The sequence below is a fragment of the Pseudomonas marincola genome (genome assembly GCF_900682675.2).
Classification (GTDB): domain Bacteria; phylum Pseudomonadota; class Gammaproteobacteria; order Pseudomonadales; family Pseudomonadaceae; genus Aquipseudomonas; species Aquipseudomonas marincola.
Map to the genome: position 1 here is coordinate 1892921 of NZ_LR215729.2, position 22200 is coordinate 1915120.

17 protein-coding genes are annotated in these 22200 nt (G+C 58.4%); 12 read left to right on the forward strand and 5 right to left on the reverse strand.

Translation table 11 applies throughout. From position 1 onward, the window contains the following. The first annotated feature begins 46 nt into the window (after nucleotides 1-46). From PMYSY11_RS08930 to rluB, 4 genes are all read left to right on the forward strand, one after another. Nucleotides 47-1261 (forward strand): tryptophan--tRNA ligase, encoded by a 1215-nt coding sequence (locus PMYSY11_RS08930; protein ID WP_075723239.1) that lies wholly within the window; start codon nucleotides 47-49, stop codon nucleotides 1259-1261. A gap of 117 nt (nucleotides 1262-1378) precedes the next feature. Beyond that, complete coding sequence (locus tag PMYSY11_RS08935) at nucleotides 1379-2206, forward strand: segregation and condensation protein A (RefSeq protein ID WP_090510441.1); 828 nt, start codon at nucleotides 1379-1381, stop codon at nucleotides 2204-2206. Between the two features lie 2 nt (nucleotides 2207-2208). Further along, nucleotides 2209-3186 carry an SMC-Scp complex subunit ScpB gene (gene scpB, locus PMYSY11_RS08940; RefSeq protein ID WP_150548939.1) on the forward strand — a complete coding sequence of 326 codons (978 nt, stop codon included), beginning with the start codon at nucleotides 2209-2211 and terminating at the stop codon, nucleotides 3184-3186. 137 nt (nucleotides 3187-3323) lie between these two features. Continuing rightward, nucleotides 3324-4427 carry a 23S rRNA pseudouridine(2605) synthase RluB gene (gene rluB, locus PMYSY11_RS08945; protein WP_069901874.1) on the forward strand — a complete coding sequence of 368 codons (1104 nt, stop codon included), beginning with the start codon at nucleotides 3324-3326 and terminating at the stop codon, nucleotides 4425-4427. A gap of 79 nt (nucleotides 4428-4506) precedes the next feature. On the opposite strand, the gene PMYSY11_RS08950 is transcribed toward rluB, so the two are convergent. The 5 genes from PMYSY11_RS08950 to PMYSY11_RS08970 all read right to left on the reverse strand — a co-directional run bounded on the left by PMYSY11_RS08950 (nucleotide 4507) and on the right by PMYSY11_RS08970 (nucleotide 9350). Beyond that, nucleotides 4507-5433: a GGDEF domain-containing protein gene (locus PMYSY11_RS08950; protein ID WP_069901875.1), complete on the reverse strand. Its 927-nt coding sequence runs from the start codon at nucleotides 5431-5433 to the stop codon at nucleotides 4507-4509. A gap of 248 nt (nucleotides 5434-5681) precedes the next feature. After that, complete coding sequence (locus tag PMYSY11_RS08955; RefSeq protein WP_069901876.1) at nucleotides 5682-6422, reverse strand: YciK family oxidoreductase; 741 nt, start codon at nucleotides 6420-6422, stop codon at nucleotides 5682-5684. An 89-nt stretch (nucleotides 6423-6511) separates the two neighbouring features. Beyond that, the gene (mupP, locus tag PMYSY11_RS08960; protein WP_069901877.1) at nucleotides 6512-7183 is read right to left on the reverse strand and encodes an N-acetylmuramic acid 6-phosphate phosphatase MupP; all 672 of its coding nucleotides are present in this window, start codon (nucleotides 7181-7183) and stop codon (nucleotides 6512-6514) included. After that, the gene (ubiG, locus tag PMYSY11_RS08965) at nucleotides 7183-7881 is read right to left on the reverse strand and encodes a bifunctional 2-polyprenyl-6-hydroxyphenol methylase/3-demethylubiquinol 3-O-methyltransferase UbiG (protein ID WP_069901878.1); all 699 of its coding nucleotides are present in this window, start codon (nucleotides 7879-7881) and stop codon (nucleotides 7183-7185) included. The genes mupP and ubiG overlap by 1 nt, the downstream gene beginning before the upstream one ends. A 146-nt stretch (nucleotides 7882-8027) precedes the next feature. Continuing rightward, on the reverse strand, nucleotides 8028-9350 hold the full coding sequence (locus tag PMYSY11_RS08970; RefSeq protein ID WP_150548940.1) for a TRZ/ATZ family hydrolase: 1323 nt from the start codon (nucleotides 9348-9350) through the stop codon (nucleotides 8028-8030). 240 nt (nucleotides 9351-9590) lie between these two features. On the opposite strand from PMYSY11_RS08970, the gene mtnA reads away from it, so the two are divergent. From mtnA to rpsA, 8 genes are all read left to right on the forward strand, one after another. Next, nucleotides 9591-10667: an S-methyl-5-thioribose-1-phosphate isomerase gene (gene mtnA / locus PMYSY11_RS08975; RefSeq protein WP_150548941.1), complete on the forward strand. Its 1077-nt coding sequence runs from the start codon at nucleotides 9591-9593 to the stop codon at nucleotides 10665-10667. Nucleotides 10668-10915: 248 nt separating this feature from the next. Next, nucleotides 10916-13561 carry a DNA gyrase subunit A gene (gene gyrA, locus PMYSY11_RS08980; protein ID WP_150548942.1) on the forward strand — a complete coding sequence of 882 codons (2646 nt, stop codon included), beginning with the start codon at nucleotides 10916-10918 and terminating at the stop codon, nucleotides 13559-13561. A gap of 155 nt (nucleotides 13562-13716) precedes the next feature. Beyond that, nucleotides 13717-14802, forward strand: a complete 1086-nt coding sequence (gene serC, locus PMYSY11_RS08985) for a 3-phosphoserine/phosphohydroxythreonine transaminase (protein ID WP_150548943.1) — start codon at nucleotides 13717-13719, stop codon at nucleotides 14800-14802. Then, nucleotides 14802-15908, forward strand: a complete 1107-nt coding sequence (gene pheA, locus PMYSY11_RS08990; protein WP_170827798.1) for a prephenate dehydratase — start codon at nucleotides 14802-14804, stop codon at nucleotides 15906-15908. Before serC ends, pheA begins: the two co-directional genes overlap by 1 nt. Before the next feature lie 104 nt (nucleotides 15909-16012). Next, nucleotides 16013-17122 carry a histidinol-phosphate transaminase gene (hisC, locus tag PMYSY11_RS08995; protein WP_150548944.1) on the forward strand — a complete coding sequence of 370 codons (1110 nt, stop codon included), beginning with the start codon at nucleotides 16013-16015 and terminating at the stop codon, nucleotides 17120-17122. Next, complete coding sequence (locus tag PMYSY11_RS09000) at nucleotides 17119-19374, forward strand: bifunctional prephenate dehydrogenase/3-phosphoshikimate 1-carboxyvinyltransferase (protein WP_239655562.1); 2256 nt, start codon at nucleotides 17119-17121, stop codon at nucleotides 19372-19374. The genes hisC and PMYSY11_RS09000 overlap by 4 nt, the downstream gene beginning before the upstream one ends. Beyond that, on the forward strand, nucleotides 19374-20060 hold the full coding sequence (gene cmk / locus PMYSY11_RS09005; protein WP_172970712.1) for a (d)CMP kinase: 687 nt from the start codon (nucleotides 19374-19376) through the stop codon (nucleotides 20058-20060). Before PMYSY11_RS09000 ends, cmk begins: the two co-directional genes overlap by 1 nt. A 181-nt stretch (nucleotides 20061-20241) precedes the next feature. Next, the gene (gene rpsA, locus PMYSY11_RS09010; RefSeq protein ID WP_069901883.1) at nucleotides 20242-21927 is read left to right on the forward strand and encodes a 30S ribosomal protein S1; all 1686 of its coding nucleotides are present in this window, start codon (nucleotides 20242-20244) and stop codon (nucleotides 21925-21927) included. The last annotated feature ends 273 nt before the right edge of the window (nucleotides 21928-22200 follow it).

The following is a 22200-nucleotide window of genomic DNA, read 5'->3' on the forward strand; positions in this document are numbered from 1 at the left end:
TGGCTCGTTATACTCCAGCCATCTTTAGATCGAATAGGTTACCGGTTTGAATCCTGTTGAGTCAGAACGTCGCGTCTTGTCGGGGATGCGTCCCAGTGGTCGATTGCACCTTGGTCATTACCACGGTGTGTTGAAAAACTGGACCAAGTTGCAGCACACCTACGAGTGCTTCTTCAGCATCGTTGACTGGCACGCGCTGACCACCGAATACGATGAAGTGGGCAATATTTCCGGCCATGTGATGGACATGGCGATCGACTGGCTCTCAGCGGGAGTCAGCCCCAGCTCCTCAACCATGTTTATTCAGTCGCAAGTGCCGGAACACGCCGAATTGCACTTGTTGCTGTCGATGATCTGCCCGCTGAGTTGGCTGGAACGCCTGCCGACCTATAAAGAGGCGCAGGAACAGCAGCGTGGCAAGGACTTATCAACCTACGGGTTTCTCGGTTATCCGCTCCTGCAAGCCGCCGATATTCTGCTTTATCGCGCCGGTGTGGTGCCGGTTGGCGGAGATCAACAGGCGCATGTCGAATTTGCCCGCGATGTCGCGCGACGCTTTAACCATCTATACGGACGCGAGCCCGGTTTTGAAGAAAAGGCCGAGGCGGCGATCATCAAACTCGGTAAGAAACCGGCCAAGCTCTACAACAAGCTGCGTCAGGCTTATCAGGAGCAGGGCGATGTCGAGGCGCTGGACACCGCTCGGGCGCTGTTGAAAGAGCTGCAAAACATCACCATCGGCGACAAAGAGCGTTTGTTCGGCTATCTCGAAGGCGGCGGTAAAGTGCTGCTGCCCGAGCCGCAAAGCTTGCTCAGCGACACCTCGCGCCTTGCCGGACTAGATGGCGGCAAGATGTCCAAGGCCAACAGCAACGCGATTTACCTGTGTGACAGCCCGGATGCCATCGAAGACAAGATCAAGCGCATGCCGACTGATCCGGCGCGGGTGCATCGCTCCGATCCGGGCAGCCCGCAGAACTGCCCGGTGTGGCCGCTGCACGAGATTTACTCCGACACCAGTACCTGCGCGTGGGCGGCTGAAGGCTGTAAAAGTGCCAGCATCGGCTGCCTTGAATGCAAAGGGCCGCTGATCGAGGCGGTGCAGCTGGATTTACAACCCTTGCAGCTGCGTGCGGCGGAGTACCGCGATAACCCGGATCTGGTCCGCCACATTCTCGCCGAGGGCGCCGACCGTGCCCGCGTTGAGGCGCGAGAAACCCTGGCCGAAGTGCGCTCGGCCATGGGCATCAATTACCGTTAATTGGCTATTGGCCCAGTAGCGCTGCTGTGAATTGTGCGCAGCGCCGCCCATTCTGTGTTTCCGCCCGGCGTAATCGCGCGCTAACATCACAGCCGTTCAGATTTGGAAGCCTGTGCCATGAGCACTGAAACACTCGATCAGCCACTCGACAGCCAGGCCGGCGCTCAGCAAGAGCTGCCGTTTGCCAAGGTCTATGGCGAGGCTTTCAATGACCTGCCAATCGACCTGTATATTCCGCCGGACGCGCTCGAGGTGTTCCTTGAGGCCTTTGAAGGCCCGCTGGACTTGCTGCTTTACCTGATTCGCAAGCAAAACATCGATGTGCTGGACATTCCAGTGGCTGAAATTACCCGCCAATACATGGGCTATGTCGAGCTGATGCAGGCCGTGCGTCTGGAGTTGGCGGCAGAATACCTAGTGATGGCTGCGATGCTGGCAGAGATCAAATCGCGCATGTTGTTGCCGCGCTCAAGCGACATGGTCGAGGAAGAGGATGACCCGCGCGCGGAGCTGATTCGTCGTCTGCAGGAATACGAACGCTACAAAGCCGCCGCTGAAGGGCTGGATACCTTGCCGCGCGTTGGCCGCGATTTAACGGTGCCGCGCCTGGATGCCCCGCAAGCCAAGGCGCGCAAGCTGCTGCCCGATGTCAGCCTGGAAGAGTTGCTGGTGTCGATGGCGGAAGTGCTGCGCCGCGCCGATATGTTCGAAAGCCATCAGGTGACCCGCGAGACGCTGTCTACCCGCGAGCGCATGAGTGACGTGCTGGAGCGCCTCAAGGGCGGTGAGTTTGTGCCGTTCGTTGAGCTGTTCCACGCAGAAGAAGGGCGGCTCGGGGTGGTTGTGACCTTTATGGCAGTTCTTGAATTGATCAAGGAATCGCTGGTCGAGTTGGTGCAAAATGAGGCTTATGGCCCTATCCATGTCCGTGCTCGAGCCGAATAAGCATGAATTTGAGTGATCCCCGCGAGTTATCAACTTTGCTTGAAGCCTTCCTGCTGGCTTCGGGCAAGGCGCAGTCGATAGAGCGTTTGTACGAGTTGTTCGAAGAAGCCGAACGCCCGGAACCTGCCGTGTTCAAGAAAGCCCTGAGCCTCTTGGCCAAGGCGTGTGACGGGCGGGCAGTCGAGCTGGTTGAAGTTGCCACGGGCTACCGGCTGCAGGTGCGCGAGAAGTTTGCACCCTGGGTTGGGCGCCTGTGGGAAGAGCGCCCGCAGCGTTATTCGCGGGCCTTGCTGGAAACTCTGGCGCTGGTTGCTTATCGCCAGCCGATTACCCGTGGCGAGATCGAAGATATTCGCGGCGTGGCGGTTAACAGCAACATCGTCAAAACCCTGCTTGAGCGCGAGTGGATTCGCGTGGTGGGTTATCGCGATGTACCGGGCAAACCGGCCATGTTGGCCACCACCAAGCATTTCCTCGATCACTTCAATCTGAAAAGCCTCGACCAGTTGCCGCCGCTGGCCGAACTGCGCGAACTTGAGCCGGCGCAACCGGATTACAGCCAGGACGACGATGCGCCAGTACCGGACAGCCTGCAGGCGCGTGCCGATCTGGCCCTGAGCGAAGACGCTGAGGCGACGCCGGATGCGCCTGACGCCAAGGAAACCAGTTTCAGCAGCCTGTTGGCTGAACTCGACAGCATGGAGCAGGGCTTGAAGGTCGACTTTGACGACCTCACCGAATTGCCGCAGACACCCGCAGCGGCGTCGGACGGCAATGAGGAAGACGGAACCGAGGATGAGTCTGGCCAATCTGCTGCCGCCGCTGAGCCGTCAGAAACGTCCCAGCCAGCGCCGGCTACCGCGCCAAGCGCGGAAGATGAATCCGCAGCCGAGGCGCGCGCCCTTGCTGAAGCAGAAGCGGAAGAGGCGCGGGCGCTGCAGGAAGCGATTGCGGCTGAGCTCAACGAGCGCAACTGGTAACGGCTAACGCCTGCGACCGGTCGGCGTAAAGTCCGCCGCGTTACGAATGGCTGGCTACTATTTCAACGGGCGCGTATGATGCGCGCCCTTCGACGAGATGTCGTTCCATCACTATAGAAACACCGGGAGGTGCCCAGATGAGTGAAACCCCAGAACATAGCCCCGCTGGCGAAAAACTGCAGAAAGTCCTGGCCCGTATGGGTTTGGCTTCACGCCGTGAAATTGAAACCTGGATCGGCGCAGGCCGCGTCAAGGTCAATAACGTCGCCGCAACCCTTGGCCAACGCGTAGATTTGCACGATGCGATTGCCATCGATGGCAAGTTGATCAAGCGCGAAGAAGCGGCTGAAACCGTACGTCGTGTGATTATCTACAACAAGCCCGACGGCGAAATTTGTACCCGTGACGACCCGGAAGGTCGCCCCACCGTATTTGATCGTCTGCCGCGCCCGAAAGAAGGCCGCTGGATCAATATCGGTCGCCTCGACATCAACACGACGGGCTTGCTGATGTTCACCACCGACGGTGAGCTGGCGAACCGTCTGATGCACCCGTCTTACCAGATGGACCGCGAATACGCGGTGCGTGTACGTGGTGAAGTGGATGAGGAAATGATCGAGCGCCTCAAGGCTGGCGTGATGCTGGAAGATGGCCCGGCCAAGTTCACCGACATCAAGGAAGCGCCTGGCGGTGAGGGCTTCAACCATTGGTACCACTGCGTGGTAATGGAAGGCCGTAACCGCGAAGTGCGTCGCCTGTGGGAATCGCAGGGCGTTGTGGTCAGCCGTTTGAAGCGCGTGCGCTTTGGTCCGGTGTTCATGACCTCCGACCTGACCATGGGCCGCTGGCGCGAAATGGGCCAGCGCGAAGTCGACATTCTCAGTGAAGAAGTCGGCCTCAAGCCTGTCGCTATGCCGGACATGAAAGAGAAAACCCGCGACAAGCTCGATCGCATGCAGCGCAAATCGGCCAAGCCGGTGGGTCGCGGTGAGCGTTCGGCGCGCACTTTGCGTCCGGCCCATGGCGGCCCGGCGCGTGGTGAAGAGCGTGGCGGTCGTAACGATCGCGGTTCGGCCGTTGCTGAGCGCCCGACTGACGTCAACAAGCGTGCTCCTGCTAAACCGCGCACCACGCGGCCAGGTGTTGAGTTGACCGAGCGTCCTTCGCGCAAACCGGCAGGCGCGCCGCGTCGTCCGGCTACCGATGGCCAGCGCCCGACTCGCGGTCGCAAGCCCGAGTAAGCGGCGAAATAAAAAATGGGACTCTGATGAGTCCCATTTTTTTGTCCGCAACAACCTGAGGTGGCTTACTTTAGATGGCTTAGCCCGCCATACGCAGGCGATTACGCCCGGCGCGTTTAGCGTCGTAAAGCGCGCTATCAACCCGGCCCAGCAGGCTGCTGGTGTTCTCGCCAAGTTGCAGGGCGGCGCAACCCAGGCTGATCGACAGGCCGAGTTGCTGGCAGTGCATCGGCATTTGCATGGACACCACCGCGTGGCGCAAGCGCTCGCCGACCATTGCCGCCGCTTCACTGCATGTGCCCGAGAGCAGTACCAGAAATTCTTCACCGCCGTAGCGGAACACCATGTCGACATTGCGCAGTTGCGACTTGATCGTCGCCGCGACGGCTTTGAGGACTTCATCGCCGGTGTGGTGGCCGAAGTTATCGTTGATCTGCTTGAAGTGATCGATGTCGAGCATCAGCACTGATAGCGGCAACTGATTGCGTTTGGCCAATTCCACTTCGCGTTGCAGTGACTGATCCATCGCCAGACGGTTGCCGGTCTTGGTCAGTGGGTCGCGCAACGAGCTTTGCACGGCCAGGCGGTACAGCAGCGCATTGCGCAGCGGGAAAACCAGGCTGGCAATCAGCGATTCGAGTTCGGCGAGTTCTTCTTCCTTGAAGCGCTGCTGGCGGGTAAAGGTCAGGCAGCCGAGTTGTTCGCCGTCATGGCTGAGGTGGTAGGAGGTCGAATGACTGGCGGTTTCGCCAAGCTGCAGGCTCATGTCGGTTGAGTCCTGCACGTAGCTCAGGCTGTCGAACGTCACCAAACGCTGGCTCTCTGCCCGGAAGATGGTCAGGATGCGCTCAGCGTCGAGGCTGGTCTGCAACTGCATGCTGAGCTGCTGGCGCAGTTGTGCCAGGCTGACAGGTTGCAGTGTCGGCAGTTGCTTCTGTGCATAGCCGAGGCGCTGTAGCCGGGCTGTATCGAAGTCAACAGTATTGGTGTGTTCGGACGGAAGCATCAAGGGTGAACCTCTGGCGCTAAGTGCGGCAATACAGCCTTCTGAGCGAATTTCATGCCAGTAGTTTCAGTTATAGCAAAAATAGTGTGATTTAGATCACGGCGGGTCAGCCGACGCTGGCAGATAGCCATTATTGGCGGTCAGTCGTCGGAAAGTACTGAATTCGGGAGGCTTGGAGGGTGTTCAACAGCGGCAAGGCGTTGCCGCTGTTGAGAGAGGGATGCCAAATAATTGCCGCAATCGGCGATTTACTGCGCGTCGAACGCCTGACCATTGACGCCGCTGCTGTCCGGGCCCATCAGATACAGGTAAACCGGCATGATGTCGTCTGGCAGCGGATTGTTCAGCGGGTTCTCGCCAGGATAGGCGTGCGCACGCATGTCGGTGCGGGTCGCGCCCGGATTGATGCTGTTGGCGCGAACCGGCGCTACGCCGTCGAGTTCATCGGCCAGGCCCTGCATCAGACCTTCGGTGGCGAACTTGGAGACGCCGTACGCGCCCCAGTAAGCGCGGCCTTTGCGGCCAACGCTGCTGGAGGTGAAAATGATCGACGCGTCGCTGGAGAGCTTGAGCAGCGGCAGCAGTGTGCTGGTGAGCATGAACATCGCGTTGACGTTGATGTGCATGACCCGCATGAAGTTCTCGCCCGAAAGCTGTTCGGCTGGGGTGCGCGGGCCAATGATCGAGGCGTTGTTAAGCACGCCGTCGATCTTGCCGAATTCAGTCTCGATCATCGCGGCCAGTTCATCGTACTGATGCGGCAAGGCTGTTTCGAGGTTGAACGGGATAACCACAGGTTGCGGGTGACCTGCTGCCTCGATGGCGTCGTATACCGCGCTGAGGTTTTCTTCGGTCTTGCCCAGCAGCAATACGGTGGCGCCATGCGCGGCGTAGCATTTTGCGGCCGCCGCGCCGATTCCGCGACCCGCGCCGGTGACCAGAATAACGCGGTCTTTGAGGAGGTCAGGGCGAGCGGTGTATTCGAACATGTTCAAGTCTCACAGGCTGCAGGTGGCGGGCTAAGGTGCGGCCACCTGTTGGAAGGTGACTGCCGATAGGCTCGGCAGTATTGCAGTTGTCAGCAGCTACACAGTGCGCGGTCGAGCACGCCAATGAGCTCCTGCGGATTATCAACCACCACGTCGGCGCCCCAATGGCGCGGGTTGTCGTCAGGGTGAATATAGCCGTAGGTGACGGCTGCGGTTTTGGTTCCCGCCGCACGGCCGGATTCGATGTCACGCAGGTCGTCGCCGACAAACAGCACACTGGCTGGATCCAGGCCGAGGGTTTTGCAGGCCAGCGTCATCGGTTCAGGGTCGGGCTTGCTGTTGGTGACGTGGTCCGGGCAGATCAGAATGGCTGAGCGCTCGGCAAGGCCCAGTTGCTGCATGATCGGTTCGGCATAACGCAGGGGTTTGTTGGTGACAACGCCCCAGATCAGTTTGGCCTTTTCGATTTCGCCGAGCAGTTCAGCCATGCCGGCAAACGGATGGGTAAATACGGCGCAGTGCGACTGATAACGCTCCAGAAACTCCAGACGCAGGGCCTCGAAAGTCGGCTCCTCGGGGCTCATGGCGAAGGTGGCAGCGACCATGGCGCGGGCACCGCCAGAAATCTGGTCGCGAATCAGCTTCTCATTAATCGGCTCCAGCCCGCGCTCCTGACGCATGGCCTGGCAGATGGCGATGAAGTCCGGCGCGCTGTCGAGCAGCGTGCCGTCCATATCAAACAGTACTGCGCGTAAACGCATCACGCCTCCTTGTGAGTCTGGATCATGTAGTTGACGTCTACATCGGCTGCAAGCTTGTAATGCTTGGTCAGCGGGTTGTAGGTCAGCCCGATGATGTCTTTGACTTCAAGGCCAGCCTGACGGCTCCAGGCGCCCAGTTCGGACGGGCGGATGAACTTCTTGAAGTCGTGCGTGCCGCGCGGCAGCAGGCGCAGCAGGTATTCGGCACCGATAACCGCAAACATGTAAGCCTTGGGGTTGCGGTTGATGGTTGAGAAGAATACTTCGCCGCCCGGCTTGACCATGCGATAGCAGGCGCGGATGACCGATGACGGGTCCGGTACGTGCTCAAGCATTTCCAGGCAGGTGACTACGTCGAACTGCTCGGGCATTTCTTCAGCCAGAGCCTCGGCGGTAATCTGCCGGTAATCGACTTCTACGCCGGATTCGAGTTGATGCAGGCGGGCCACGGCAAGCGGCGCTTCGCCCATGTCGATCCCGGTTACCGTGGCGCCACGTTGAGCCATCGACTCGCTGAGGATGCCGCCGCCGCAGCCCACGTCGAGGACTTTCTTGCCAGCCAGACCGACGCGTTCGTCGATCCAGTTGACGCGCAGCGGGTTGATTTCGTGGAGCGGCTTGAACTCGCTCTCACGGTCCCACCAGCGGTGGGCGAGGGCTTCAAATTTGGCGATTTCAGCGTGGTCGACGTTGCTCATATGTGTTCCTGATAAAGCTGCAGGCGGATGGCCGTGAATGCCGTGGCTCATGGTGCCAGTTTCAGTCGCCAAAGTGGGCGATCGAGCTCGGGCCAGTGTATGTCAGTTTGTCGCAGCACCCGCTATTTCAGCGAGTGAGCGGCTATTTATGCCTTTTGGGCAATCTTCTCGCCCCATTGGCGAGTCGAGCTAAGAATCTGTTGTTCATCCAGTCGGGTCAGTTGGCCATTGCTCAACAGTGGCTTACCGTTTACCCAGACATGTTCGACGCAATTGCGGCCGGTGGCGTAGATCAGCTGTGAAACCGGATCGTACACCGGCTGCTGGGGCAGTCCGTTGAGGTCAAACACGCTGATGTCGGCTGCTTTGCCTACCGCCAGCGAGCCGGTGATCTCGTCGAGACCCAGTGCTTGCGCGCCGTTCAACGTGGCCATGCGCAATGCGCTGTGGGCATCGAGTGCGGTAGCAGAACCGGCGACAGCTTTTGCCAGTAGCGCGGCGGTGCGGGTTTCGCCGAGCAGGTCGAGGTCATTATTGCTGGCCGCGCCATCGGTGCCTACTGCCACATTGACGCCGGCCAGACGCAGTTTCTCGACCGGGCAGAAACCGCTGGCCAGTTTGAGGTTGGACTCGGGGCAATGAATCACGTTGCTGTTGCTGGTGGTCAGCAGTTCAAGGTCTTCATCGTCAATCTGGGTCATGTGCACAGCCTGAAAGCGAGGCCCCAGCAAGCCAAGGCGGGCCAGTCGCGCCAATGGGCGTTCGCCGGTCAGATCCAGGCTTTGCTGCACTTCAAAGGCGGTTTCGTGCACGTGCATATGAATACCGGCATCGAGTTCTTCAGCCAGTACGCGGATGTTTTCCAGTTTATCGTCGCTCACCGTGTAGGGTGCGTGCGGGCCGAAAGCGACCTTGATGCGCGGGTGGTGTCTGAGTTCATCAAACAGGCGCATGCCTTTATGCAGCGATTCGCTGGCATCGCGGGCGCCCGGAATCGGGAAATCGAGCACCGGGATGGTGATTTGCGCGCGAATACCGCTGTCGTGCACGACCTTGCAGGCGGTTTCCGGATAGAAGTACATGTCCGAGAAGCAGGTAATGCCGCCTTTTATCTGCTCGGCAATCGCCAGCCGGGTGCCGTCTTCAACGAATTGCTCATCAATCCATTTGGCTTCCGCCGGCCAGATGTGCTCCTGCAGCCATGTCATCAGCGGTAAATCATCAGCCAGGCCGCGAAAAAGGGTCATGGCCGCGTGGCCGTGGCTGTTGATCAGGCCCGGCGTGAGCAGCCGGCCGGGTAACTCCATTACTTCGAGCGCCGCGTGCTGCAATGCCTCTTCTCGCGGGGCGATCAAGGCAATCTTGCCGTCGCGAATGCCCAGGCCATGGTCTTTCAGTACCACTGCGGCAGGCTCAACCGGAACTAGCCAGGTGGGTAGCAGGAGCAGGTCGAGTGGGGCTTGGGTCATGGTTTGGTTTCCGCGAGTCATTTAACCTGCGAGTTTATAGGGGATCGCGGCAGGCTTGAAGCGCTAAAGGGCAAGGCCCGGCCTAATGTTGTGTGGTCTACCTTTTAATAGGCTGTTGGATTGGCCGGTAGTTTGGTCTTGGGGTGATTGTTCGCGTTGTTTCGATGCGGTGGTGATTGCTGCTGATAAATAAAACCATCGGCGTATAATCGCCGCCTTTTGCTCCACGGGGGATGTGTCATGCGCGAGCAATTGCTGGCAGCGGAGAAAGTTAAGGCCATTGAATGGCGTGATGGTGCTCTGCATCTGCTTGATCAGCGCGTACTGCCATTCGAGGAGAAGTGGTCGAGTTACCACACGGCTGCCGATGTTGCCGATGCTATCCGGGCGATGGTGGTCCGCGGTGCGCCGGCAATCGGCATTGCTGCAGCATTTGGTCTGGTGCTCGGTGCGCGTGCGCGCCTGCTCGAGGGCGGTGACTGGCGCGCGGCGTTGGAGCAAGACTTCACCCGGCTGGCGGATTCGCGGCCGACCGCGGTCAATCTGTTTTGGGCGCTGAATCGCATGCGCGAACGCCTCGACAAGCTCAAGCCAGAAGATGACCCGCTGGCGCTGCTGGAAATCGAAGCCATCGGCATCTATGACAGCGATCGTGAAGCCAATCTGACCATGGCGCAGTTGGGCGCGGAGTTGATTCGCAAGCAGCAGGGCAATCCGCAGAATCTGCTGACACATTGCAACACCGGCGCGCTGGCGACTGGCGGCTTCGGCACGGCGCTTGGCGTTATCCGTGCGGCGTATCTTGAAGGGTTGGTTGAGCGTGTGTACGCCGACGAGACCCGGCCGTGGCTGCAAGGCTCGCGTCTGACGGCCTGGGAACTGCTTAATGAAGGCATCCCGGTCAGCCTGAATGCAGACTCGGCGGCTGCCCACCTGATGAAGACCCGTGGCATTACCTGGGTAATTGTCGGCGCTGACCGGATTACCGCCAATGGCGATGTGGCCAACAAGATCGGCACTTATCAGCTCGCAGTGAATGCCATGCACCACGGCGTGCGTTTTATGGTGGTGGCGCCAAGCTCGACAATTGATATGGAACTGGAGAGCGGTGACGATATTCCGATTGAAGAGCGTGATGGCTGCGAGTTGCTCGAAGTGGGCGGTCATCGTGTGGCGGCTGAGGTTGATGCAGTCAATCCGGTGTTTGATGTCACGCCGGCTGATCTGATCGATTTTTTGGTCACGGAAAAGGGCGTAGTCGAGCGTCCGGACAAGGCCAAACTGACACAATTGATGTGCCGCAAGCGTCTGCATTGAACGGCGGAATGCCGGAGTTTGCGTGTGGTCGGCTATGCCCCGCTGGGGGATAGGTGCAAGGCGCTGATTGTGGTAAGCTCCGGCAGTTATTAAAGGTGCCCTCACAGGCGCCCTCAAGTGCGCAGATACATGGCATAACTCATTGATTTGTCGTGAGTCGTGGTTGGCCTAGTGCTCAGCCCGACAGGCTTCGATTGGTTCAGGAAGAACGAGTCGGAGTTTCACCAGAAAAAGGAACCAGGCTACTCATGGGCGAACTGGCCAAAGAAATCCTCCCGGTCAATATCGAAGACGAACTGAAGCAGTCCTACCTCGACTACGCGATGAGCGTAATCGTCGGGCGTGCTTTGCCTGATGCGCGTGATGGCTTGAAGCCCGTGCATCGTCGTGTGCTCTATGCAATGAGTGAGTTGGGCAACGACTGGAACAAGGCGTACAAGAAGTCTGCTCGTGTGGTCGGTGACGTAATCGGTAAGTATCACCCGCATGGTGATACCGCGGTGTACGACACTATCGTACGTATGGCGCAGCCGTTCTCGCTGCGCTACCTGTTGGTAGACGGTCAGGGCAACTTCGGTTCGGTCGACGGCGACAACGCCGCTGCGATGCGATACACCGAGGTGCGCATGACCAAGCTGGCGCATGAGTTGCTGGCCGACCTGCACAAGGAAACCGTGGATTGGGTACCTAACTACGACGGTACCGAAATCATTCCGGCGGTTATGCCTACCAAGGTTCCGAACCTGCTGGTCAACGGCTCCAGCGGTATTGCCGTGGGCATGGCCACCAACATTCCGCCGCATAACCTCACCGAGGTTATCAATGGCTGTCTGGCGCTGATTGCCAACCCTGAGCTGACCGTCGATGAGCTGATGCAGTACATCCCGGGCCCGGATTTCCCGACGGCTGCGATCATCAACGGTCGCGCCGGTATCGTCGAAGCCTATCGCACCGGTCGTGGCCGTATTTACATGCGCGCCCGTGCCGAGATCGAAGACATCGACAAGGTGGGCGGTCGCCAGCAGATTATCGTCACCGAGCTGCCTTACCAGCTGAACAAAGCGCGCTTGATCGAGAAGATCGCCGAGCTGGTTAAAGAGAAGAAGCTCGACGGCATCACCGAGCTGCGCGATGAGTCTGACAAAGACGGCATGCGCATCGTGATCGAACTGCGTCGCGGTGAAGTGGGCGAGGTTATTCTGAATAATCTTTACGCCCAGACCCAGATGCAGGGCGTGTTCGGCATTAACGTGGTGGCCCTGATTGACGGCCAACCGAAGGTGCTGAACCTCAAGGACATGCTCGAAGTGTTCATTTTGCATCGTCGCGAAGTGGTCACACGACGCACGGTGTTCGAACTGCGCAAAGCGCGCGAGCGCGGTCACATCCTTGAAGGTCAGGCGGTTGCCCTGTCCAACATCGATCCGGTTATTGCCCTGATCAAAGCCTCGCCAACTTCGGCCGAAGCCAAGGAAGCGCTGATCGCCCATGCGTGGGAATCGAGCGCGGTTCAGGCCATGGTCGAGCGCGCCGGCGCTGACTCGTGCCGTCCGGAAGGCCTCGATCCGCAGTACGGTCTGCGCGATGGCAAATACTACCTGTCGCCAGAACAGGCTCAGGCGATTCTTGATTTGCGCCTGCACCGCCTGACCGGTCTTGAGCACGAGAAGCTGCTGGCCGAGTACCAGGAAATTCTGGCTCAGATTGGCGAGCTGATCCGCATCCTCACCAGCGCTGAGCGCCTGATGGAAGTGATCACCGAAGAACTGGAAGGTATCAAGGCTGAATTCGGTGACGCACGTCGTACCGAGATTCTTGATAACCGTCTGGACCTGACGCTGGCCGACCTGATTACCGAAGAAGAGCGTGTGGTCACCATTTCCCACACTGGCTACGCCAAATCGCAACCATTGGCCGCGTATCAAGCGCAGCGCCGTGGCGGCAAAGGCAAGTCGGCGACTGGGGTTAAGGATGAAGACTACATCTCGCATCTGCTGGTCGCCAACAGCCACACCACGCTGCTGCTGTTCTCCAGCCGCGGCAAGGTTTACTGGCTGAAGACCTACGAGATTCCAGAAGCATCGCGCGCCGCGCGTGGTCGTCCGCTGGTTAACTTGCTGCCGCTCGATGAGGGTGAATTCATCACCACCATGTTGCCGGTCGACGAGTACACCGAAGGTCACTTCATCTTCATGGCGACCGCTGGCGGTACCGTGAAGAAGACCCCGCTCGAGCAGTTCAGCCGTCCGCGTAGCGTTGGCTTGATCGCGCTGGATCTGGATGAAGGCGACACGCTGATTTCGGCTTCGATTACCGACGGTAATCGTGAGGTGATGCTGTTCTCCGATGGCGGCAAGGTTACCCGCTTCAAAGAGAGCGACGTGCGCGCAATGGGTCGTACGGCCCGTGGTGTTCGCGGCATGCGTCTGGCCGAAGGGCAGAAGCTGATCTCCATGCTGATTCCGGAAGAGGGCAGCCAAATTCTGACCGCGTCCGAGCGCGGCTACGGCAAGCGCACCGAAATCGGTGAATTCCCTGAGTACAAGCGCGGCGGTCAGGGCGTAATCGCCATGGTCAGCAACGAGCGTAACGGCAAGCTGGTAGGCGCTGTGCAGGTGCTCGACGGTGAGGAAATCATGCTGATTTCCGATCAGGGCACGCTGGTGCGCACGCGGGTCGGTGAAGTGTCGAGCCTGGGTCGTAATACTCAGGGTGTGACGCTGATCAAACTGGCTAAGGATGAAAAACTGGTCGGCCTCGAGCGCGTCCAAGAGCCTTCGGAAGAAGAGCTTGAGGAAGGCGAAGAAGGTGTTGTGGTTGAAGGCGATGAAGTCGTCGATACCGACAGCGCTGAACAGGCTGGCGATGAAGCAGTAGAACCCGAGGCGGAATAATCCCCTCAGCAAAAACGCCGGATAAGTCACGATGATTATCCGGCGTTTTTCGCTACGAATTTACGGTGAAGAGTGGCGTTCAGCGCCCACTCATCCCGACTTGAAGCATGTGTGTCCGCCCGAGCGCGGTTTCCGGTGACTAAAGAGAGATGGATGTGAGCAAGCGAGCCTTTAACTTTTGCGCCGGCCCCGCCGCGCTTCCTGAAGCTGTTTTGCAGCGTGCCCAGAGCGAACTTCTCGACTGGCAAGGCCGTGGCCTGTCGGTTATGGAGATGAGCCATCGCAGCGATGAGTATCTCGCCATCTCGGGTAAAACGGAGCAGGATCTGCGCGACTTGCTGACCATCCCTAATGACTACAAAGTGCTGTTTCTGCAAGGCGGCGCGAGCCAGCAGTTTGCCGAAATCCCGCTGAACCTGTTGCCGGAAGACGGTGTTGCCGACTATATCGACACCGGTATCTGGTCGAAGAAGAGCATCGACGAAGCCAAGCGATACGGCCATATCAATGTGGCGGCCAGCGCCAAACCGTATGACTACTTTGCCATTCCGGGGCAAAACGAATGGCAGCTGTCGAAAGACGCCGCCTACGTGCATTACGCCAGTAACGAGACTATCGGCGGCTTGCAGTTCGACTGGATTCCCGAAGTCGGTGACGTGCCGCTGGTGGCCGATATGTCCTCCGACATCCTTTCGCGTCCGCTTGATGTGTCGAAGTACGGCCTGATCTACGCCGGTGCGCAAAAGAATATCGGCCCGAGCGGCCTGGTTGTTGCCATCGTCCGCGAAGACCTGCTGGGTCGTGCACGCAGCAGCTGCCCGACCATGCTCAATTACAAAATTGCTGCAGACAACGGCTCCATGTACAACACGCCTGCAACCTTCTCCTGGTATCTCTCCGGTCTGGTCTTTGAGTGGCTGAAGGAGCAGGGCGGTGTCGAGGCGATGGAGCTGCGCAATCGTGCCAAGAAAGAGCTGCTGTACGGTGCAATCGACAGCAGCGAGCTGTACAGCAATCCGGTTGCGACTAATGCGCGCTCGTGGATGAACGTACCGTTCCGTCTGGCCGATGATCGTCTGGATAAACCTTTCCTTGCCGGCGCTGATGCGCGCGGTTTGCTTAACCTTAAAGGTCACCGTTCGGTTGGCGGCATGCGCGCCTCGATCTACAACGCGGTCGGCCTCGATGCGGTGCAGGCGCTGGTTGCCTACATGGCTGAATTCGAGAAGGAACACGGCTAATGAGCAACGTAGTGTCCGAGCAAGAACTGCAGGCCTTGCGCCTGCGTATTGATAGCCTCGATGAGAAAATTCTCGAGCTGATCAGTGACCGTGCGCGCTGCGCAGAAGAAGTGGCGCGGGTGAAGATGGCGGCGCTGCCTGTTGGCGAGACGCCAGTATTCTATCGTCCTGAGCGTGAAGCGCAGGTGCTCAAGCGCGTGATGGACCGTAACAAAGGCCCGTTGGATAACGAAGAGATGGCGCGTTTGTTCCGCGAAATCATGTCTTCGTGCCTGGCGCTGGAAAACCCGCTTAAAGTCGCCTACCTCGGCCCGGAAGGCACCTTCTCGCAAGCGGCAGCCATGAAACACTTTGGTCACGCGGTTGTCAGCGTGCCAATGGCGGCAATTGACGAGGTGTTCCGTGAAGTGGCTGCGGGTGCAGTCAACTTCGGCGTGGTGCCGGTTGAAAACTCTACCGAAGGTGCAATTAACCACACGCTCGACAGCTTCCTTGAGCACGACATGGTTATTTGCGGTGAGGTCGAGCTGCGTATTCACCACCACCTGCTGGTCGGCGATACTACCAAGACTGACAAAATCACCCGTATCTACTCACACGCCCAGTCGCTGGCGCAGTGCCGTAAGTGGCTCGATGCGCATTACCCGAATGTTGAGCGCGTTGCGGTTTCCAGCAACGCCGACGCGGCCAAGCGGGTGAAAGGCGAGTGGAACTCTGCGGCAATCGCCGGTGATATGGCGGCTAATCTGTATGGCCTGACCAAGCACGCTGAAAAGATCGAAGATCGCCCGGATAACTCCACGCGCTTCTTGATTATCGGCAGCCAGGAAGTGCCGCCAACCGGTGACGACAAGACGTCGGTGATCATTTCCATGAGCAACAAGCCAGGTGCGCTGCACGAGCTTTTGGTGCCGTTCCACAAGAACGGTATCGACCTCACGCGTATCGAGACGCGCCCGTCGCGAAGCGGCAAATGGACCTATGTGTTCTTCATTGATTTCGTCGGCCACCATCGCGATCCGTTGATCAAGGATGTGCTGGAGAAGATCAATCAAGAGGCCGTCGCGCTGAAAGTGCTGGGTTCCTACCCGAAAGCGGTTCTATAAAGCACTGCGCAAACCTGTAGCGGTCTTTAGCAACTATCGAAATGGCGTCGCCTGCTGTTAATGCGGGCGACGCCACTGAGACGATTGGCAAAACGAGGCAAGCAATGAGTTGTGATTTCCTCGCCCTGGCCCAGCCAGGCGTGCAAAAACTGTCGCCCTACGTGCCAGGCAAGCCGGTTGATGAGCTGGCCCGTGAACTGGATCTTGATCCGCTGACCATCGTCAAGCTGGCCAGTAACGAAAACCCGATGGGCCCGAGCCCCAAGGCGCTCGAGGCCATTGCAGCCGAGCTTGCCGAGCTGACGCGTTATCCCGATGGCAATGGTTTTGCGCTGAAGAGCCAGCTTGCTGCGCGTTGCGCCGTGCAAACCAATCAGATCACCTTGGGCAATGGCTCCAACGATATTCTGGAACTGGTGGCGCGGGCCTATCTTGCCCCCGGCCTGAATGCCGTGTTCAGCGAGCATGCATTTGCGGTGTATCCAATTGCCACGCAGGCCGTGGGTGCGCGTTGCAATATCGTCCCTGCCAAGGATTACGGTCACGACCTTGAGGCCATGCTGGCGGCAATCGACGCCGATACCCGCGTGGTGTTCATCGCCAACCCGAACAACCCGACTGGCACATGGTTTGGCCCGCAGGCGCTGGCTGCATTCCTTGATCAGGTTCCGGAGTCGGTGCTGGTTGTGCTTGATGAGGCGTATATCGAATACGCCGAATGCGAAGAGCTGCCAGACGGCCTCGATTATCTGGCCAAGCACAGCAATTTGCTGGTTTCGCGGACGTTCTCCAAGGCTTACGGTTTGGCTGGCTTGCGGGTGGGTTATGGCATCAGCTCGGCGCAGATTGCCGATGTGCTGAATCGTGTGCGTCAGCCGTTCAACGTCAACAGTCTGGCCATTGCCGCCGCTTGCGCTGCGCTCGCTGATGACAGCTATTTGCAGCAGAGCCGCGAGTTGAATGACGCCGGCATGCAGCAACTCGAAGCCGGTTTCAAGGCGTTGGGACTTGAGTGGATTGCGTCGAAGGGCAACTTCATCGCCGTCAATGTCGGTCGTGAAGGCATGCCGGTTTATCAGGGCTTGCTGCGCGAGGGTGTGATTGTTCGCCCTGTGGCCAATTACGGGATGCCGAACTACCTGCGTGTCTCGATCGGCTTGCCAGCTGAGAACGTACGGTTCCTTGAAGCGTTGGCCAAGGTGTTGAGCGCGTGAGCGATTTGCACAAAAACACCCAGCCCGTTGCTGCTCAAGCGCCGATCATCAATCGTCTGGTTGTCGTGGGGCTGGGGCTGATTGGCGGCTCTTTTGCCAAGGGTTTGCGCAGCAGTGGCCTGTGCCGTGAAGTGGTTGGCGTTGACCTGGATGCGCCGTCGCGCGTGCAGGCTGTTGAACTCGGTGTGGTTGATCGCTGCGAGGCTGATCTGGCAACGGCGTGCATCGGTGCCGACGTCATTCAGTTGGCTGTGCCGATTCTGGCCATGGAGCGTTTACTGGCGGAACTGGCCAAACTCGATCTTGGCAATGCGGTGCTTACCGATGTTGGCAGCGCTAAAGGCAACGTGGTGCGGGCTGCGCGTGAGGCGTTCGGCGCCATGCCGGCGCGTTTCGTGCCGGGCCATCCGATTGCCGGCTCCGAGCAAAGTGGCGTCGAAGCCGCTAATGCGGCGCTGTTTCGTCGGCATAAAGTCATTCTTACGCCGCTGGACGAGACCGACGCGCAAGCCGTCGCGCTGGTCGAGCAGCTTTGGCGCGCACTGGGCGCCGATGTTGAACAGATGCAGGTCGATCACCATGACCAAGTGTTGGCGGCCACAAGCCACTTACCGCATCTGCTGGCGTTTGGTCTGGTTGATTCGCTGGCCAAGCGCAGTGAAAACCTGGAGATATTCCGTTACGCCGCTGGTGGCTTTCGCGACTTTACGCGCATAGCTGGCAGTGATCCGGTGATGTGGCACGATATCTTCCTCGCTAATCGCGAGGCGGTGTTGCACAACCTGGACTTATTTCGCGACGATCTCGACGCTCTACGTGCCGCGGTTGACGCAGGCGACGGGCATCAACTGCTGGGCGTATTTACGCGCGCCCGGGTAGCCCGTGAGCATTTCAGCAAAATACTGGCCCGCAGGGCCTATGTGGACGCTATGCACTCGAATAATCTGATTTTTCTGGCTCAGCCAGGCGGTAACGTAAACGGGCGCATTCGCGTGCCGGGCGACAAGTCGATTTCCCACCGCTCGATCATGCTCGGCTCGCTGGCCGAAGGCGTGACTGAAGTCGAAGGTTTCCTTGAGGGCGAAGATGCACTGGCGACCTTGCAGGCATTTCGCGACATGGGTGTGGTCATTGAAGGCCCGGATCACGGCCGCGTGACGATTCATGGTGTAGGCCTGCATGGCTTGCAAGCGCCGCCGGGGCCAATCTATCTGGGCAACTCGGGCACATCGATGCGCCTGCTGAGTGGCCTGTTGGCCGCGCAAACCTTCGATACCACGCTGACTGGCGACGAATCGCTGAGCAAGCGTCCGATGAACCGTGTGGCCAAGCCACTGCGTGCAATGGGTGCATTGATCGACGCTGCGCCGGAAGGGCGCCCGCCGCTGACTGTTCGTGGCGGTCGTCGTTTGGGCGGCATGACCTATGAAATGCCGATGGCCAGCGCTCAGGTTAAATCCTGCCTGTTGTTGGCGGGGCTTTACGCGGCCGGTTCCACTACCGTGATCGAGCCAGCGCCAACCCGTGACCACACCGAGCGCATGTTGCGCGGTTTCGGTTATCCGGTGACGGTTGAAGGCAATAGCGCCACCGTCGAGTCAGGTCACAAGCTGACAGGTACGCACATCGAAGTGCCGGCAGATATCTCATCGGCAGCGTTCTTCCTGGTTGCAGCGAGCATCGCCGAGAACTCTGAACTGGTGCTTGAACATGTTGGCGTCAACCCGACGCGCACCGGCGTTATTGACATCCTCAAGCTGATGGGCGGCGACATTACCCTTGAGAATGAGCGTGAAGTCGGCGGTGAGCCGGTTGCAGACATTCGCGTGCGCTCAGCTAAGCTTAAAGGTATCGACATTCCGGAAGATCTGGTGCCGTTGGCAATCGACGAATTCCCGGTATTGTTCATCGCTGCCACCTGCGCTGAAGGGCGCACTGTGCTGCGCGGTGCTGAAGAGTTGCGGGTCAAGGAGTCTGATCGCATTCAGGTGATGGCGGATGGCTTGCTGACTCTGGGCGTTGAAGTCGAGCCGACACCCGATGGCATCATTATCGAAGGTGGCAGCATGGGCGGTGGCGAAGTCTATGCGCATGGCGACCACCGCATCGCGATGGCCTTCAGCGTGGCCTCGCTGCGTGCGACCGCGCCAATCAAGATTCACGATTGCGCCAACGTCGCCACCTCGTTCCCTAACTTCCTGGCATTGGCTGGCAAAGTGGGCATGCGTGTAACAGAAGAGGGCAAGTCGTGATGAGCAAAGCGCCGGTAATCGCAATCGATGGGCCAAGTGGCTCGGGTAAAGGCACGGTTGCCGGTTGTTTGGCTCAGCGTTTGGGATGGGCGCTGCTGGATTCCGGCGCGCTTTACCGCCTGCTGGCTTTTTCCGCACGCAACCATGGCGTCGACCTGAGCAACGAAGAATCGTTGAAAGTGCTTGCCGCTCATCTGGATGTTCAGTTTATCGCGGCCTGTGCCGACTTCGATCAGCGCATTATTCTGGAAGGCGAGGAGGTTACCAACGCCATCCGTAATGAGCAGATTGGCGCCAGCGCCTCGGTTGTTGCAGCCTTGCCGGCCGTGCGCGAGGCCTTGCTAGAGCGTCAGCGGGCATTCAGCGAGATGCCGGGACTGGTTGCCGATGGTCGCGACATGGGCACTGTGGTGTTCCCGGATGCACCACTGAAAATCTTCCTCACAGCCAGTGCCGAGGAGCGTGCGCGCCGACGCTACTTGCAGTTGAAGGCCAAGGGCGATGATGTTAATCTTGCGAGTCTACTTGATGAGATTCGCCTTCGGGACGAGCGTGATACTCAGCGTGCTGTAGCGCCGTTAAAGCCTGCAGATGATGCGATCGTGCTGGACTCGACAGAGATGACCATCGAGCAAGTGATTGAAAGAATTCTGAGTGAGGTCGCCATTCGCGATCTCGCCGGTTGAGAAGCCTGAATATTCGGGCTTCTTCAGATTAGCCGCAGGCTAACGCTTGTAACTAATTTGAACAGGGCGGCATGCGTGGGACCAGTCCAAAGCCCGTGTGCCGCTTTTAATATAAACGTACCCACATTGTCTGGAGTGTGGTTTGGGCAGAATCCACTGCCCTGCATCTACAGGAATCAACATGAGCGAAAGCTTTGCGGAACTCTTTGAAGAAAGCCTAAAAACCCTCGACATGCAGCCGGGCGCCATCATCACTGGCCTGGTAGTCGACATCGACGGTGACTGGGTTACCGTTCATGCCGGTCTGAAGTCTGAGGGCGTCATCCCGCTCGAGCAGTTCTTCAACGAACAAGGCGAGTTGACCATCAAGGTCGGTGACGAAGTCCACGTTGCGCTGGACGCGGTTGAAGATGGCTTCGGTGAAACCAAGCTGTCCCGCGAAAAAGCCAAGCGCGCTGAGTGCTGGATTGTTCTGGAAGCAGCTTTCGCCGCTGAAGAAGTGGTTACGGGCGTTATCAACGGTAAGGTTAAAGGCGGCTTCACTGTCGACGTTAACGGCATCCGTGCGTTCCTGCCAGGTTCTTTGGTCGATGTGCGTCCAGTGCGTGATACCACTCACCTGGAAGGCAAAGAGCTGGAGTTCAAGGTCATCAAGCTGGACCAGAAGCGCAACAACGTTGTTGTTTCTCGTCGTAGCGTCCTCGAAGCTGAGAACAGTGCTGAGCGCGAAGCTCTGCTCGAATCTCTGCAGGAAGGCCAGCAAGTTAAAGGTATCGTCAAGAACCTCACAGATTACGGCGCATTCGTTGATCTGGGCGGCGTTGACGGCCTGCTGCACATCACCGACATGGCCTGGAAGCGCATCAAGCATCCTTCCGAGATCGTCAACGTTGGTGACGAAATCGACGTTAAGGTTCTGAAGTACGATCGCGAGCGTAACCGCGTATCGCTGGGCCTGAAGCAGCTGGGCGAAGACCCATGGGTTGCTATCAAGGCTCGTTACCCAGAAAACACCCGCGTTGTTGCACGCGTAACCAACCTGACCGACTACGGCTGCTTCGCAGAACTGGAAGAAGGCGTGGAAGGCCTGGTGCACGTATCCGAAATGGATTGGACCAACAAAAACATCCACCCGTCTAAAGTCGTTCAGGTTGGCGACGAAGTGGAAGTTATGGTTCTCGACATCGACGAAGAGCGCCGCCGTATCTCCCTGGGTATCAAGCAGTGCAAAACTAACCCGTGGGAAGATTTCTCGGGTCAGTTCAACAAAGGCGACAAGATCTCCGGCACCATCAAGTCGATCACCGATTTCGGTATCTTCATTGGTCTGGATGGCGGCATCGACGGCCTTGTTCACCTGTCCGACATCTCTTGGAACGAAGTAGGCGAAGAAGCTGTACGCCGCTTCAAGAAAGGCGACGAGCTGGAAACCGTTATCCTCTCCGTTGATCCGGAGCGTGAGCGCATTTCCCTGGGCATCAAGCAGCTGGAAGACGATCCGTTCTCCAACTACGTTTCCGTTAACGACAAAGGCACCATCGTGCGCGGCGTTGTGAAGGAAGTTGATGCTAAAGGCGCAATCATCGACCTGGGCAACGAGATCGAAGCCACTCTGAAAGCTTCTGAAATCAGCCGTGACCGCGTTGAAGACGCGCGCAACGTCCTGAAAGAAGGCGAAGAAGTTGAAGCCAAGATCATCAGCGTTGATCGTAAGAGCCGCGTAATCAGCTTGTCGATCAAGTCGAAAGACGTTGAAGACGAAAAAGAAGCAATCAAAGAAATGCGCACCAAGCAGGACGAAGCTGCTCCTGCTGGTCCGACCACCATCGGTGATCTGATCCGCGCACAAATGGAAAACCAGAACTAAGTTCAGGTAGACCATAGAAAAAGGGCGACTTCGGTCGCCCTTTTTTGTGGGTGAAATTTGTGTGGCGACGCTGAATATGTTGAGAGCGCTTTAATCACCTTATAAAGGTGCGACAACCATGCGTTGCATTGTGAAGTGCCAGCATTACGCCAGAGCCTTAAGCGTCAGGCTGCAAATGGCAGTGAGTAGTACTGAATTCGCTGGGTGCCGATGCCCTTGAGAGTGGAATTATCAGCTACGCTTCGAAAAAGGCCTATCAACGCTAATCCCTTG

Bases quoted from the DNA above. Each gene is read 5' to 3' on its own strand.
- PMYSY11_RS08935 (WP_090510441.1), top strand. From the start codon at position 1,379: ATGAGCACTGAAACACTCGATCAGCCACTCGACAGCCAGGCCGGCGCT.
- scpB (WP_150548939.1), top strand. From the start codon at position 2,209: ATGAATTTGAGTGATCCCCGCGAGTTATCAACTTTGCTTGAAGCCTTC.
- rluB (WP_069901874.1), top strand. From the start codon at position 3,324: ATGAGTGAAACCCCAGAACATAGCCCCGCTGGCGAAAAACTGCAGAAA.
- PMYSY11_RS08950 (WP_069901875.1), bottom strand. From the start codon at position 5,433: ATGCTTCCGTCCGAACACACCAATACTGTTGACTTCGATACAGCCCGG.
- PMYSY11_RS08955 (WP_069901876.1), bottom strand. From the start codon at position 6,422: ATGTTCGAATACACCGCTCGCCCTGACCTCCTCAAAGACCGCGTTATT.
- mupP (WP_069901877.1), bottom strand. From the start codon at position 7,183: ATGCGTTTACGCGCAGTACTGTTTGATATGGACGGCACGCTGCTCGAC.
- ubiG (WP_069901878.1), bottom strand. From the start codon at position 7,881: ATGAGCAACGTCGACCACGCTGAAATCGCCAAATTTGAAGCCCTCGCC.
- PMYSY11_RS08970 (WP_150548940.1), bottom strand. From the start codon at position 9,350: ATGACCCAAGCCCCACTCGACCTGCTCCTGCTACCCACCTGGCTAGTT.
- mtnA (WP_150548941.1), top strand. From the start codon at position 9,591: ATGCGCGAGCAATTGCTGGCAGCGGAGAAAGTTAAGGCCATTGAATGG.
- gyrA (WP_150548942.1), top strand. From the start codon at position 10,916: ATGGGCGAACTGGCCAAAGAAATCCTCCCGGTCAATATCGAAGACGAA.
- pheA (WP_170827798.1), top strand. From the start codon at position 14,802: ATGAGCAACGTAGTGTCCGAGCAAGAACTGCAGGCCTTGCGCCTGCGT.
- hisC (WP_150548944.1), top strand. From the start codon at position 16,013: ATGAGTTGTGATTTCCTCGCCCTGGCCCAGCCAGGCGTGCAAAAACTG.
- cmk (WP_172970712.1), top strand. From the start codon at position 19,374: ATGAGCAAAGCGCCGGTAATCGCAATCGATGGGCCAAGTGGCTCGGGT.
- rpsA (WP_069901883.1), top strand. From the start codon at position 20,242: ATGAGCGAAAGCTTTGCGGAACTCTTTGAAGAAAGCCTAAAAACCCTC.